Raw genomic sequence first — 13,856 nt, forward strand, 5'->3', positions numbered from 1 at the left:
GGCGGCAAGAGCAATCGCACATTGACGACGATATGGTTCCGCCTGGACCATATCAATTGTGGACAAGCACCCGCCCAGGATTGAGTCGCCGGTTACGAGAGTAGACGGCAGGGCACAGTTCAATCTGCGGCCAGTCCACGTCGTCGCGACAACATCAACAACACCAGCGATATAGGGTTCGCCCAGCTCACCTGCCGCGATAGACGAACTCGCCCGGGATTGCCGCCGCATCCTTGTCGGCCTGTAGCGTCAGCGCATCGCGCAACGGCGAGCGGATGCAGACCGGGTCTGTCGCGCTGGCGTCTCCCGCGAGCGCCATGGCCTGGCAGCGGCAGCCACCGAAGTCAATCGCCTTGCGGTCGCAGCTGCGGCAGAGGTCCGGCATCCAGTCTTCGCCGCGATAGGCATTGAAGGCTGCGCCATGATACCAGATGTCGGAAAGCGACTTGTCGCGGATATTGTCGAATGTCAGCGAGGGAATGGTCTCGGCCGCATGGCAGGGCAGCACCCGGCCCGATGGCGTGACATTCAGCCCGATCCGCCCCCAGCCGCCCATGCAGGCCTTGGGGTAGGACGAGTGGTGATCGGCAGGAACATAGTCGATCACCAGTATGCCTTCGAGACGCTTGCGCGCCTCAAGAACTGTGTCATTAGCCTTGAGGACCTGTTCGCGGGTCGGCATCAGCGCGCCGCGGTTCTTTTCGGCCCAACCGTGAAACTGCACGGTCGCGATCTCTATCCTGCGGGCGCCGAGCTTGACCGCGAGATCAAGCATGTCGTCGAGTTGGTCCATGTTCTGCTTGTGGCAGACGGCATTGACCGTCAGCGGCACGCCGCTTGCCTTGATCCAGCCGGCAACCGCCATCTTGCGGTCGTAGCCGCCCTTGTAGCCACCAATGCGGTCGGCCATATCGGGGGTCGTTCCCTGCAGCGAGAGCTGTGCGTGATCAAGACCGGCATCCGCCAGTTCCATCAGCCGCTTTTCGGTGAGGCCAACGCCTGAGGTAATAAGGTTGGTGTAGAGCCCTGCCGCAGCCCCGGCCGCCGTCAGCTCGACCAGATCGCGCCGCGATGCGGGCTCGCCGCCGGACAGATGCAGATGGAGAACACCCATCGCTGCCGCTTCCTGAAACACGCGGCTCCACTCTGCAGTGGACAATTCTTCCTTGATGCCGGTGAGCTCCAGCGGATTGGAGCAGTAGGGACAGGCCAGAGGACAGCGATGCGTCAGTTCGGCCAGCAGCGCCATTGGCGGCGGTGCCACCGACGACAGCTTTCCGACCGATTGCTTGACGGCGCTTCCCTCGATCCCCATCACAATACCTGCAGCATGCGGCGGTTGGCGAGTTCGCGAATGAAGGCCAGCACGTCGGTCGCGATCTGCTCGCGCGGCGCCTGAAATTCTGCGGCGAAATCATCGGCTATGGTATCGATGCTGCGCTTGCCGTCGAGCGCTTCGACGATCTTGATGGCAATCTCGTCGAGCGCCATCGCAAGCTCCGGTGCCAGCAGCACAGTCTGGCCGCGAACGTCATCGCGCCGCAACCGGACGCCGCGGGCAAGCTTGACGATCATGGAGCCGGTTATGGCAACGGAGGTTTCCCCGGTCATTGGGCCGCCTCTTCCAGGTCGCCGATAACGCCTTCGCGCCCATCCCAGCCGCCCGGCGGGATCAGCGCCGGGGTGACATAGGCAAAATGCAGCGCGTCGAGCTGCGCCCACAGCACCTCTGTCTTGAAGGTCAGCGCGGCTGCGGCTGCATCCTGCTTTTCCAGGGTGTTTGCATGGTCGAGAACATAGGCAAGACCGAAGGCGACATCGACAGGCGCTTCGCTCAAGCGCTGCCGGAAATAGGAGAGCGCCTGTTCGTTGGCAAAGGCGTAGTGCTCCAGCAAGCCGGTGATGCGGTCGGCGTGGATTTTCGGCGCAAAGAGCTCCGTCAGGGATGCCGCGACGGCTTCCAGCAAGGGCTTGTCGCGGACGAAATGGACATAGGCCTGCACCGCAAAGCGCGTGGCCGGCAGGATACCGCGGCCCGATGCGACATAGTCTGGATCGAGGCCGACGGCTTCTGCAAGCTTCAGCCAGCGCCGGATACCGCCGCCTTCGGTGATGCCGCCATCGTGGTCTTCGATGCGCGAGCGCCAGGCGCGGCGCATGTCGGCATCCTCAAGACGTGACATGAAAGCGGCATCCTTCATCGGGATGTGGCTCTGATAGCAGTAGCGGTTGATGACCCAGGCGCGCACCTGCGTCATACTGCAGTGGCCGCCATGTAGCATTTTGTGGAATGGGTGCTTGTCGTGATAGCGGTCGGCGCCGATCGCCATCAGCCGCGCCTCGAAGGCCTGCCGGTCAGGTGTTGCTGTCAAAGTCGATCTCCATGCCGTCATAGCCGATGTGGAAGCCGCTCTCCTCGAGCATGTCGCGCTCGGGTCCGGCGCGCCAGATCGGATTTGTGTTGTTGATGTGGACATACATTTTCTGGGCGATATCGAGCCCGGCCAGCGCCGAAAGGCTGCCGTCCGCTCCGCTGATCGCCATGTGGCCCATGCGCTGGCCGGTTTTCTGGCCGACGCCGACCGTAATCATCTCATCGTCGGTGAAAACGGTGCCGTCGAACAGCAGAGCATCAGCGCCATCGATCCGGTTTTTCAGGGCGTCGCTGATATGGGCGCATCCGGGAATGTAGTAGACGCGCGCATCACCCGCCGTCAGTTCGACACCAACGGTCTGCTCGCCTTCGAGCTGCAACTCCGGCTCGCCATCTTCCATGAAGAGCGGCACTTTTCCGGGAACGGCAAACAATCGCGCCTCAAGTCCCGGCAGCAACGAGAAAGGCCGCTCCAGCACGACGCTGTAGCGCGTGACGAACGCCGGATCGAGCGCGCGGAACACCGGGTTGTCATCGATGATCTCACCGATCGCCGATGTCACGAAAACATCCAGCGGCTGCTTCTCGCGCAGGATCAGCAGGCCGGCCAGATGGTCGATGTCGCCATTGGTGATCAGCACGCTCTTGATCGGACTGTCGCGCAGCATCCTGGGATGCAGGGCTCTGTTGTCGACGATCTGCTGGCGGATATCGGGAGATGCGTTCAAAATCGCCCAGTTATCGCCGTCAAGACTGACGGCCAGCGATGATTGCGATTGTGGCCTGACACCGGAGGCCGGATCGCGCGCAAGGCGGCAATTCTGGCAACCGCAATTCCATTGCGGAAGGCCGCCGCCCGCGGCGGCCCCAAGAACCAGACCGCGAAAGCCAGATGAATCTGTCACGCGCGGACCTCTAACATTCGAACTCAAAATTGGGTGTGACTGATCCTAGAACAGGATCGGTTCGCCGCCGTCTGCCGGTGCGTAACGGTTGATTTCCATGCCGCAGGTAACTTCGATGAACTTAGGGGCGTGCCAAGACATATGTGTCTCCATTCATGCTGTTTTCTTAACGGGGCTCGAGGTAGGCCGACTTATGTTGCGCCGCAATAGCTTTTTGAGCATGGCTGCCCGTCCAATGTCGCAAAGCCATCACAATCGCGGCATTGCCGTGATCGACTGCCGGCCGGAATGGACCGGCCGACAGGAGCGCAAACTAAGCGGCAGTGTCCCATTCCGGCGCCAGACCATCAGGGCTGACGATACGGCCGTCCGGTTGCGCCAACTTCTGGATCATTGCCATGTCTTCGTTGCTGAGATCGAAATCGAAGATGGCGGCATTTTCGGCGGCACGTGCCTCCGATACCGTCTTGGACAGGGTGACAAAGCCCTGCTGAATGATCCAGCGCAGCACGATCTGCGCGACCGAGCGGCGGTGCGCCGATGCGATCTCCTGCAAGACAGGATCGGCGAGCACCTTGCCGTCTGCCATGCCGTAGTAGGCGGTCAGCGACATGCCGAGCTCTTTTGCCGTCGCGATCACCGGTCGCTGGTCGAGATAGGGATGGTACTCGACCTGATTGTTGGCCAGCGGCTGCTGGCTGAGGCGTGCGGCCTCTTGCATCAGGGCCGTGTTGAAGTTCGACACGCCGATGTGCCGTGCCTTGCCGGATTTCGCGACCGCGTTCAGCGAGGCGATCTGCTCTTCCAGGCTGACAGCGATGTTCGGCCAGTGCAGCAGGAGCAGATCGACGTAGTCCGTCTTCAGCTTCGCCAGGCTTTCATCGACAGACGCCAGGAATGCATCGCGACTGTAATTTGCGACCCAGACTTTGGTTGTGAGGAAGACATCGGCGCGCGCGACGCCCGAGGCCCGGATCCCCTGCCCGACCGCGGCCTCATTGCCATAGATCTGCGCCGTATCGATGTGGCGATAACCATGCTGGAGCACGTGGGACACCATTCGCTCTGTGTCGGCACCCTCCATCCGGAACGTACCGAAGCCGAGTGCCGGAATGGACGCGCCGTTCGCATTGATAAAATTCATGGGAAGTTCCTTTCGGCTGTATCAGGCCGCGGAGGCGGCTGTGTTGGAATGAGCGCTCGTGCGGCGGTCGAGCGAGCCGCTCCACAGGGTCAACAGAAGCGCTCCGACCACGAAGATGGCGCCGATCCACGGTGTGGCGCCAAGGCCGAGCGAGGAGGCGACAACGATACCACCGACCCAGGCGCCAGCAGCGATACCGAGGTTGAAGGCCGCAATGTTCAAAGCCGAGGCAACATCGACGGCGGCAGGCCGCACGACCCCCGCAAGCTGGACGACGTAGATCTGCAGGCCGGGTACGTTGGCAAACGACAGGAAGCCGAGGGCAGCGAGCGTCGGGATCGTGAGCCATGGCGAAACCGCGGTGAAGCCGAAGACGACGAGCACGACTGCCTGCGCCGCAAAAAGCCAGACCAGAGCCTTGACCGGATCACGGTTGGCAAGGCGACCGCCGGCGATATTGCCGATCGCAATCGCAATGCCATAGAGCACGAGGATCAGGCTGACCGACGACGCATGAAAGCCGGTGACCTGCTCGAGGATCGAGGCCAGGAAGGTAAAGGCGACGAAGGTGCCGCCGTAGCCCAGAGCCGTCATCGCAAAGACGATGAGCAGACGACCACTGCCGAGAACCTTGATCTGATCGCCGATCGTGGCGGCTGGCGCCCTCTTGAGATTGGACGGCAGAAGAAGCCAGAGCCCTGCGAAGGCGATGACGCCGAGGCCTGCGACAGCCGCAAAGGTGGCGCGCCAGCCAAATGTCTGACCGATCAGCGTACCGAGCGGAACGCCGGTGACGATTGCGACCGTCAACCCCATGAACATCATGGCAATGGCAGACGCGCGCTTGTTCTCCGGAACAAGATCAGCAGCGATCGTCGATCCCACCGAGAAGAAGACGCCGTGTGCGAAGGCGGACAACACGCGGGCAACCAGCAGAAGTGCGTAACCGGGGCTGAGTGCCGCCATCGTGTTGCCGATGATGAAGAGCGCCATCAGGCCGAGCAGCAGCAGCTTTCGGTCGATACGACCGGTCAACGCCGTCAGGATCGGTGCGCCGAAGGTGACGCCGAGTGCATAGACGCTGACGATAAGGCCTGCCAGCGGCAGGCCGATGTGGAGATCGTTCGCAACAGTCGGCAAGAGCCCGACAATCACGAACTCGGTGGTGCCGATCGCGTAGGCGGCGACCGTGAGGGCAAACAAGGCGAGAGGCATGGCAGTCATCCAGTGCTGTGCCGAGCAAGCGGCGATTTGGGATGACCGGAATATGCCCCTCTGGCATTAATCCGATAAGAAGCTATATTTCGCTAATAGTTATGAATTGAATTCACAAGGAACATTGAAGTGGACAACACCGTCGGCGAGATGGAAGTCTTCGTGCATACCGCGAGGCTGCAGAGCTTTTCCGCGGCAGGGCGATTGCTCAGGATGTCTCCGTCGGCGGTGAGCAAGCTGGTGACTCGGCTCGAGGAGCGCCTGAAGACCCGACTGGTCGTCAGAACGACGCGCAGCCTGCAACTGACCCCGGAAGGCGAAGTCTATCTCGAACGGGCGCAGCGGATTCTCGATGACATCAAGGAGGCCGAGCAGGTGGTCTCGACCGGCGGCGAAGCAACACCGCGCGGCCGTCTGCGGGTCAGCGTCTCCGTCGCCTTCGGGGTCCGTTACATCGTGCCGCTGGTGCCGGAATTTCTGGCGCGATACCCGCTCGTTCAGCTTGATCTGTCACTGACCGACGGGATCATCGACATCGTCGAGGAGCGCGCTGACGTGGCCATCCGCTCCGGCGATCTTCGCGACACCTCGTTGAAGGCTCGCAAGCTGATGGATAGCAGGCGTGTCATCGTCGCCGCACCTGCCTATCTCGAGCGCATGGGGACGCCCGAAACACCCGGAGATCTCGACCGGCACAATTGCATGACCTTCAACTTCCGCCGCACATGGGAGGAGTGGCCTTTCCGCGACCCGGCAACGGGGCAGACTTTTTCGAAGGTGGTGAACGGCAATATTGAAGTGAACAACGGCCCAACTGCGCGCAATCTTTGCATCGCAGGCGTGGGGCTTGCCCGCGTCGGGGCGTTTCACGTTCAGCCCGACATCGATGCTGGCGTGCTGGTGCCGGTGCTTGAACCATTCAACACCGGCGATGTCGAACATATCCACGCCGTCTATCCCGGGCATCCCCATCTCGCGAGCAGGATCCGGGCGTTGATCGATTTCCTCGTCGAGAGAATCTGATGAGGGGCCTCAGCGAACGGCGCATGAGATCGATGCGCCGTTCGCGATGTCAGGCGTCGGCTCAGAGGCCGGTCGTCTTCATCAGTTGCTCCGGATAACGTTCGCCCTCAACCTGGATGGCCGCGGCGGCACTCTCGATATCGGCGAGGTCGGCAGCCGTCAGAGTGACCTCTGCAGCACCAAGGTTTTCTTCGAGACGATGCAGCTTCGTGGTTCCGGGGATAGGAACAATCCACGGCTTCTGCGCCAGCAACCAGGCCAGAGCAATCTGCGCCGGCGTCGCCTTCTTGTCCTCGGCGATCCGCTTCAGCAGGTCGATCAGCGCCTGGTTCTTTTCCATCGCTTCCGGCGTGAAGCGCGGCAGCAGCTTGCGGAAATCGTTCTCGCCGATCTTCGTGTCCTTGCTCATCGCCCCGGTCAGGAAGCCCTTGCCGAGCGGGCTGTAGGCAACCAAACCGATGCCGAGCTCTTCGCAGGCTTCGAGGATGCCATTGGTTTCCGGCCCACGGGTCCACAGCGAGTATTCGTTCTGCAGAGCGGCCACCGGCTGAACGGCATGAGCGCGGCGGACCGTCTGGGCGCCAGGCTCCGACATCCCGAAGTGCTTGACCTTGCCTTCCGCAATCAGGTCCTTGACCGTGCCGGCCACATCCTCGATGGGAACGTTCGGATCTACGCGGTGCTGGTAAAGCAGGTCGATCACCTCGACGCCGAGGCGCTTCAACGAGCCCTCGGCCGCCTTGCGGATCTGTTCCGGACGGCTGTTCACGCCTGACATTTTGCCATCGACGATATTGAAGCCGAACTTGGTGGCGATCACCACCTGATCGCGCATCGGCTGCAGCGCCTCACCAACGATTTCCTCGTTGGTGTAGGGCCCATAGACCTCAGCCGTATCGAAAAATGTGACGCCGCGCTCCACTGCCTGGCGGATCAGCTTCACGCTCTCCTGCGTGCTCAGCGCGTGGCTGTAGCTGAAGTTAAGCCCCATGCAGCCGAGGCCGACCGCCGAAACCTCAACTCCGCTTTTCCCGAGTGTTCGCCTTTGCATTGTCTTTCTCCTTGGGCATTTCGAATTGTCTTGTCCATCCACGCATCCCGAAGCCGCGCAGGCACATGCGCACCGAGGTGAACCACAGCCAGGGATATCGATGAGAACGCCAGCCTGCCGCCGGCTCCATTTGTCTCATGCAGACGATATAACGCAGATTGAACGATCGCATTAGATCATCAATCTTGCATGATCTTATACTCTACCCTCATGAATGGCGCAGCCGAGAGGTCAGGGGTCCAGCGCGACTATCTTTGCCGGGCGTCTCAAACGGCGATAGGATTCATCGATATTATGCCCGGTGTCGTCGTCCCAGTCGGCAAGCACGCCGAAGACGGAACAGTTGGAAAGCCTGAACCGATCGAGAAAGTTTTGCGCATCGCATCGCCGGGACCACACAGCATCGCCTGTTGAAAGCGTGCCGTCGTGGCGAATAGCCGGGGTGGATAGTTTGCCATCGTCGCCGAGGCTGATCGTGTCCTGCTCGTCAACCGCGTTGACGCCTACCGTGTAGATCATGCCGTTTCCCGTGAAGTCCGAACAAGGTGGCTCAGATCACCTAATTACGCACAGGCGCCCATTTAGTTTCATCAGAGGTTTGACAGATTTCAATTTGTCGCAAGGCCGCCTCAGCGAAGAGGCGCTTTGTCGTTGACCCGCATCAAATACGTGCGTGAAGACATTCCGCCGCATTGATGAACCGATGATTGCGCCTACATCAGCGGTATGAGGCAGTTTCGCCGCGCATATTTTTTGGGGAAGAAAATCCGTCATGAAAGGGTCAAAGACGATCACACAGATGAGCGTGCGCGAACGCCAGGACATACTGGCAGCCGTCGCCGACGCGCTCGAAACCAGCGCGAAGGAAGCCATGATCGAAGGCAACCCAAGCTTCGCGGCAAATTCAGAGAATCTCGCCTTGACCATTCGCGGAAGCGTCTATGGCCTTGCCAACAATGATCTGAAGGCGGCGGAGATCCTACTCCAACAGGCCATGACGCTTATCGAACAATTCCGCTTTCGCGACCCGCATCGGCCTGAGACACTGACACTTCATTGACCGGGGTGGCAACCCCGATCTCACGGCGATGACAGTTGCCTGGCGTAAAGCATGAGCCTCCGCAAAACAGACATATCGACGCGGCCATCAGCAATCTGCATCGAACGAGCGCGCATAGTCCTTCAGGTGAGCCAGAAGCATCTTGGCGTATCCGGGCAACTGCAGCGCGTTCCTGACGCAGACATAGAGTTCACGATCTGCCCAGGCATCCTCGATCGGCAGCACTTGAAGTTCCATGAATTTGGAGTAGCGCGTGGCTGCGCTCTCCGGCACGATCGAGATTCCGGCTCCCTGTTCGACAACCCGGCAGGTTGCCTCAAAGCCACCGATCAGCATCCGGAAATGCGGTCTACGCCCAAGTTCATTGGCATGGCGCCCAAGAAACTGCATCAGCGCCGGATTGCCCTGCTGCCCGATCATCTCGAAATCGAGGATCCGCGAGAATGCGATCGGACCTGACGGCATCTCGAAGGCTTTTGGTGCAATCACCACCAGACGATCCGGCACAAACCGGAAGCATTCAAAACCCGCCAGGTCGGCCGACGAAGCCACGATCGCAATATCTGCTTCGCCTTGCTTCAGCATGTTGACGGCCTCGAGGCTTGGCTTGTCTTCAACGTTGACGCTGATATCCGGGCGCTCGGCCAGAAAGGAGCCCAACGCCTGCGGCAGGTGCTCTGCGAGCATATTGGTATTCGACAGCAGCCTCACTCGGCCGGTGCGTCCATCCGCAAAGGCGTCGAGATCGGCCTCGATCCGGCGCGCATCGTCCAATATCTTCCGGGCATGGCTGGCCAGCATCTCGCCAGCCAAAGTCGGCTTGATACCTCGACCGGTGCGCTCGAAAAGTTCGAGGTCAAAAGCCTCTTCCAGCCGTTTCAACCGAGCGCTGACGGCAGCCACCACGACATGGTTCTGCCTGGCCGCCGCCGTCAAGCTTCCACCATCCACGGCGTCAATGAAGATTCGCAGATCGACCAAGTCAAATTTCACGCTCGATCCTTCACTTTTTGTGAAATCTGTTTGTATGACAAATAGATTTTCAAAGATAGTACCGCGCGGTTATGACGATAGCCAAGTCGCGAGCGCGACACATCGACACACGCCCTCCATTCTCCTCTAGGATGGATTCATAAAGCAGATTCAATATTTTGCTTTGTAAATCTTCGGCATTTCTGTGATGTGCCTGACGTTGTCTCGCGGCGACGTGGATTGGCTGTGCTCGTGGGAGGTGATGCAAGGCCTGTTGTCGTTTATTCATGCTTGATGAAAGCACGTCGATAATGCACTTGCTTACCGGTACTTCCCAACACCCCCTCGCCGCGCCACGCCACGCCCATTACATCAAGCGTCTACGGTCGGCTGCTCTCTGTCTGTGCGCGCTGGTGTCGATCACCAGCGCTGCGTCGGCACAGGATCAGTCTGCAACGCAAGCCGACCTGATCGCCAAGGGCCGCTATCTCGCCACGGCCGCCGACTGTGCCGCCTGTCATACGGCGCCACACTCCGGCCAGCCGTTTGCGGGAGGCTATGCAATCGAATCGCCACTCGGCAAGATCTTCTCGACCAACATCACCCCATCCAAGGCCGACGGCATCGGCAGCTACAGCGAAGAGGACTTCGCTCGCGCCGTGCGCGACGGCATCGCCAAGGACGGCAGCCACCTTTATCCGGCCATGCCATACACGGCCTATGCCAAGCTGTCCGACGAGGACATGTCGGCGCTCTACGCCTACTTCATGCAGGAAGTGAAGCCGGTCGATCACGCGCCCGAAAAGACCGAGCTGCCATTCCCCTTCAGCATTCGTGCATCGATGTCGGTGTGGAACCTTCTGTTCCTGAGCAAGGATCGCTTCCAGCCGGATGCATCGAAGTCCGCGGAATGGAACCGGGGCGCTTACCTCGCCGAGGCGCTCGAGCACTGCAGCACCTGCCACACGCCGCGAAACACCTTCATGGCGGAAAATCACAGCAAGGCGCTGTCGGGCGGGGCGCTCGGCGCGTGGTATGCGCCCAACATCACGTCCGATCCGGTCAACGGCATCGGCGGCTGGTCGCAGGATGAGATCGTGCAATATCTGAAGACCGGCCGCGCTGCCGGCAAGGCACAGGCCGCTGGCCCGATGGCCGAAGCTGTCGAGAACAGCCTTCAGCATCTCAACGACACAGATCTCAACGCGCTTGCTGTCTATCTGAAGGAAACCAAGCCGATATCTGGCAGCGAGGCCAAGCCACGCTACGAGTTCGGCCAGCCATCTGTGACCGAAGCCGCACTTCGCGGCCTGCCTGGACAGCAGCCCAACGAGAACGGATTTCACATCTTCAGCGGCACATGCGCCGCTTGCCACCAGCCGGATGGTGGCGGCAACAAGCATTACCCGTCCCTCTTCCACAACACGGCGACCGGTGCTGACACCCCTGCCAACCTTGTGGCGACGGTCCTGTTCGGCCTCAGCCGCACGGTTGGCGACGAGACGATCTTCATGCCAGGCTTCGGCCCCAACGCACCGTTCACCGACCGTCTGTCGGATCAGGACATCGCCGATGTCAGCAATTACGTGCTGACGCAATACGGCAATCCTGCTGCCAAGGTCACAGCGGCCGACGTGGCTGAACTGCGCCAGGGTGGCCCGGAGTCGCTGATCGTCAAACTCGCACCATTCGCTGCGCCAGCGGCGGGCATCGGTGGACTGATCGTGATCCTGGCCATCGTCTGGATGGTCCGTCGCCGGCAACGCCCCGCCACCGCCTGAAATTTCGTCATTCCCATTTTCATGAGCGCACGCGCAGGAGACCAGCGATGCCCTTCGATCCTTTAAACTCAGGTGCCGGTTCCTGGCACCGCCTGTCCCGGCGCGATTTGCTGCGAACCTCCGTCGCACTGGGCGCGATGGCAGCGCTGGCAGTTCCCTTGCCGGCGTCTGCAGCACCCGATGATACGACGCAGGCCTTCATGCAACTGTCGGAGTTCCTGACCGCGCGCAAGCTCGATCCGGTTCTCGGCGGACGTTACTTCGCAGCGCTCGCAAAGCGCAATCCGAACCTTGCCGCCGATATCGCCAGTCTGCAACAGGCGATCACGACGAGCGGTGCTGCCGATATGGATGCGTTCCTGGCGCAAGCCGCGACTGATCCGGCCCTGCTGGCCTCGATGCAGAAGATCGTCGGCGCCTGGTATCTTGGCGTGGTCGGCGAGCCCGAGGATGCTGAGCTCATCACCTACAGCGAGGCCCTCATGTATGCCCCGACGAAGGGCATCCTCACCATCCCCAGCTATGGTCCTGGCCCCAACGCCTGGGGACCGAAGCCCGATAGCAATATCTGACAGGAATCAAGACAATGGCTAACGACGCATATGATGCGGACCTGATCGTTATCGGCTCGGGCGTTATGGGCGGGATCATCGCCGCCAACCTCGCCAAGGCTGGCAAGAAGGTGATCGTTCTGGAGGCCGGCCCCCGCGTCGATCGCCGCGAGATCGTCGAGACCTACCGCAACGCGCCGGTCAAACTGTCGCTGGCAAACGCCAAGCTGCAGGGCGCCGGCTCGCCCTTCCCGAGCCTGCCGCACGCGCCGTCCACTTACGGCGACTACCTGCAGTACGAAGGCCCGGTGAAGTACAACACCTCCTACCTTCGCGTGGTTGGCGGCACGACCTGGCACTTCGGCTCGGCGCTGTGGCGGATGATCCCGAACGACTTCCGCCTGCAGTCACTCTACGGCCGCGGCCGCGACTGGCCGATCGGCTACGATGACCTCGAGCCTTACTACAACAAGGCCGAACTGGAGATGGGCGTGACCGGAACCGACGGCCAGGACGAGAGCGGCCAGGGCGGCGGCCCGATGCCACCCCGCACGATGCCGTTCCCGATGAAGCAGCTGAATTCCAGCTACATGTTCGACACGCTCGCAGAAAAACTCAGCGTCGGCGGCTTCAACCCGGTGCTTGAGCCGCACGGTCGCGCATCCCGCCCCTACAAGGGCCGTCCGGTCTGCGCCGGCAACAACAACTGCAACCCGGTCTGTCCGATCGGCGCCAAGTACGACGGCTCGATGCATATCGACGAAGCCGAGCGGCATGGCGCCACGCTGCTCGACAACGCGGTGGTCTACAAGATCGAAGCCGGCGACGACGGCAAGATCACCGCCGTCTGGTACAAGAAGCCAGACAACTCCGAGCACAAGCTGACTGCACCCTACTTCGTGCTGGCCGCCTATGGCATCGAATCCGCCAAGCTGCTGCTGATTTCGACCTCCGCGAAGTATCCGAACGGAATCGCCAACTCGTCCGACCAGGTGGGCCGCAACCTGATGGACCACACCGGCATCAGCATGAACATGCTGACCAAGGAAGATGTGTGGCCGGGCGAAGGCCCGACGGAACTGCTGGTCTATCTGAACCAGCGCGACGGCGCGTTCCGCAAGGACTATCCGAGCTACAAGATCAAGGTGCGCAACACCGTGCCGACAGCGCAGATGACCGAGGGCTTCATCAAGAAGGGCATCCTCGGCTCCAAGCTCGACGAGCAGATCCGCAGATATTCGGCTCGCTCGCTCAACTGGGCAATCGATTTCGAACCGCTGCCTCTGGCCGAAAACCGCGTGACGCCATCGAAGACCAAGTTCGATGCACTCGGCATTCCAGTTCCGTCGCTCTATTACAGCGTCACCGACTACTGGAACGCCGGACGCGACCGCGGCCTGCAGGATCTGAACAGGATCGCCGAACTGCTCGATGCAGAGGTTCTATCGACCGACGTCAAGTGGCAGAACCGCCAGCACGTGATGGGTACGACCCGGATGGGCGACGATCCGAAGGATTCGGTCGTCAACCGCGATTGCCGCACCCACGATCATCCGAACATGTTCATTGCCGGCACCAGCGTCATGCCGTCGGCGTCCTGCATGAACCCGACGCTGACGGGTGCTGCACTGAGCGTGCGGATCGCAGAAACGCTCGTCAAGGAAATCTGAGCCGGGCAATCGGTTCGGACATCCAGAAAACAGCAACAGCGATCGGCTGCAAAAGCCGTTCGCTGTTGCTTGTTTCATTCGTTCAACAATTTTTTCGCTCAGCGTCGGGC

General features: G+C 60.9%; 15 protein-coding genes. 5 read left to right on the forward strand and 10 right to left on the reverse strand.

What is annotated here, in order from left to right:
* Nucleotides 1-187: 187 nt before the first annotated feature.
* The 7 genes from pqqE to GVL52_RS01605 all read right to left on the reverse strand — a co-directional run bounded on the left by pqqE (nucleotide 188) and on the right by GVL52_RS01605 (nucleotide 5,638).
* Complete coding sequence (gene pqqE / locus GVL52_RS01575; protein WP_160003497.1) at nucleotides 188-1,315, reverse strand: pyrroloquinoline quinone biosynthesis protein PqqE; 1,128 nt, start codon at nucleotides 1,313-1,315, stop codon at nucleotides 188-190.
* Entirely contained in the window at nucleotides 1,315-1,611 is a 297-nt protein-coding gene (gene pqqD, locus GVL52_RS01580) for a pyrroloquinoline quinone biosynthesis peptide chaperone PqqD (protein ID WP_160003498.1), read from the reverse strand. Before pqqD ends, pqqE begins: the two co-directional genes overlap by 1 nt.
* A complete protein-coding gene (gene pqqC / locus GVL52_RS01585; protein WP_160003499.1) occupies nucleotides 1,608-2,372 on the reverse strand; it encodes a pyrroloquinoline-quinone synthase PqqC in 765 nt (254 codons plus the stop codon). The genes pqqD and pqqC overlap by 4 nt, the downstream gene beginning before the upstream one ends.
* Nucleotides 2,356-3,279, reverse strand: coding sequence for a pyrroloquinoline quinone biosynthesis protein PqqB (gene pqqB, locus GVL52_RS01590; RefSeq protein WP_160003500.1), 924 nt, complete (start codon nucleotides 3,277-3,279; stop codon nucleotides 2,356-2,358). The genes pqqC and pqqB overlap by 17 nt, the downstream gene beginning before the upstream one ends.
* Nucleotides 3,280-3,324: 45 nt before the next feature.
* Nucleotides 3,325-3,420: a pyrroloquinoline quinone precursor peptide PqqA gene (gene pqqA / locus GVL52_RS01595; RefSeq protein ID WP_160003501.1), complete on the reverse strand. Its 96-nt coding sequence runs from the start codon at nucleotides 3,418-3,420 to the stop codon at nucleotides 3,325-3,327.
* A 172-nt stretch (nucleotides 3,421-3,592) separates the two neighbouring features.
* On the reverse strand, nucleotides 3,593-4,423 hold the full coding sequence (locus GVL52_RS01600) for an aldo/keto reductase (protein ID WP_160003502.1): 831 nt from the start codon (nucleotides 4,421-4,423) through the stop codon (nucleotides 3,593-3,595).
* Between the two features lie 21 nt (nucleotides 4,424-4,444).
* On the reverse strand, nucleotides 4,445-5,638 hold the full coding sequence (locus GVL52_RS01605) for an MFS transporter (RefSeq protein WP_160003503.1): 1,194 nt from the start codon (nucleotides 5,636-5,638) through the stop codon (nucleotides 4,445-4,447).
* Between the two features lie 129 nt (nucleotides 5,639-5,767).
* Between GVL52_RS01605 and GVL52_RS01610 the strand changes: the two genes are divergently transcribed.
* A complete protein-coding gene (locus GVL52_RS01610; RefSeq protein WP_160003504.1) occupies nucleotides 5,768-6,661 on the forward strand; it encodes a LysR family transcriptional regulator in 894 nt (297 codons plus the stop codon).
* Nucleotides 6,662-6,722: 61 nt separating this feature from the next.
* Here the strand turns inward: GVL52_RS01610 and GVL52_RS01615 are convergent, their stop codons facing one another.
* Both GVL52_RS01615 and GVL52_RS01620 read right to left on the reverse strand, forming a co-directional pair.
* On the reverse strand, nucleotides 6,723-7,712 hold the full coding sequence (locus tag GVL52_RS01615; RefSeq protein WP_160003505.1) for an aldo/keto reductase: 990 nt from the start codon (nucleotides 7,710-7,712) through the stop codon (nucleotides 6,723-6,725).
* Nucleotides 7,713-7,943: 231 nt separating this feature from the next.
* Entirely contained in the window at nucleotides 7,944-8,231 is a 288-nt protein-coding gene (locus GVL52_RS01620) for a hypothetical protein (RefSeq protein WP_160003506.1), read from the reverse strand.
* A 253-nt stretch (nucleotides 8,232-8,484) separates the two neighbouring features.
* Between GVL52_RS01620 and GVL52_RS01625 the strand changes: the two genes are divergently transcribed.
* Complete coding sequence (locus GVL52_RS01625) at nucleotides 8,485-8,772, forward strand: hypothetical protein (RefSeq protein ID WP_160003507.1); 288 nt, start codon at nucleotides 8,485-8,487, stop codon at nucleotides 8,770-8,772.
* A gap of 87 nt (nucleotides 8,773-8,859) precedes the next feature.
* Here GVL52_RS01625 and GVL52_RS01630 read toward each other — a convergent pair whose 3' ends face one another.
* Nucleotides 8,860-9,765, reverse strand: a complete 906-nt coding sequence (locus tag GVL52_RS01630) for a LysR family transcriptional regulator (RefSeq protein WP_160003508.1) — start codon at nucleotides 9,763-9,765, stop codon at nucleotides 8,860-8,862.
* Nucleotides 9,766-10,055: 290 nt separating this feature from the next.
* Between GVL52_RS01630 and GVL52_RS01635 the strand changes: the two genes are divergently transcribed.
* The 3 genes from GVL52_RS01635 to GVL52_RS01645 are packed head-to-tail and all read left to right on the forward strand — an operon-like array spanning nucleotide 10,056 to nucleotide 13,746.
* Nucleotides 10,056-11,525 (forward strand): cytochrome c, encoded by a 1,470-nt coding sequence (locus GVL52_RS01635; protein WP_160003509.1) that lies wholly within the window; start codon nucleotides 10,056-10,058, stop codon nucleotides 11,523-11,525.
* Nucleotides 11,526-11,572: 47 nt separating this feature from the next.
* Nucleotides 11,573-12,097 (forward strand): sugar dehydrogenase complex small subunit, encoded by a 525-nt coding sequence (locus tag GVL52_RS01640; RefSeq protein WP_160003510.1) that lies wholly within the window; start codon nucleotides 11,573-11,575, stop codon nucleotides 12,095-12,097.
* 14 nt (nucleotides 12,098-12,111) lie between these two features.
* A complete protein-coding gene (locus GVL52_RS01645) occupies nucleotides 12,112-13,746 on the forward strand; it encodes a GMC family oxidoreductase (RefSeq protein ID WP_160003511.1) in 1,635 nt (544 codons plus the stop codon).
* Nucleotides 13,747-13,856: the final 110 nt, after the last annotated feature.

The sequence above is a fragment of the Rhizobium sp. 18055 genome (genome assembly GCF_902706285.1).
In the GTDB taxonomy this organism is placed as follows: Bacteria; Pseudomonadota; Alphaproteobacteria; order Rhizobiales; family Rhizobiaceae; genus Rhizobium.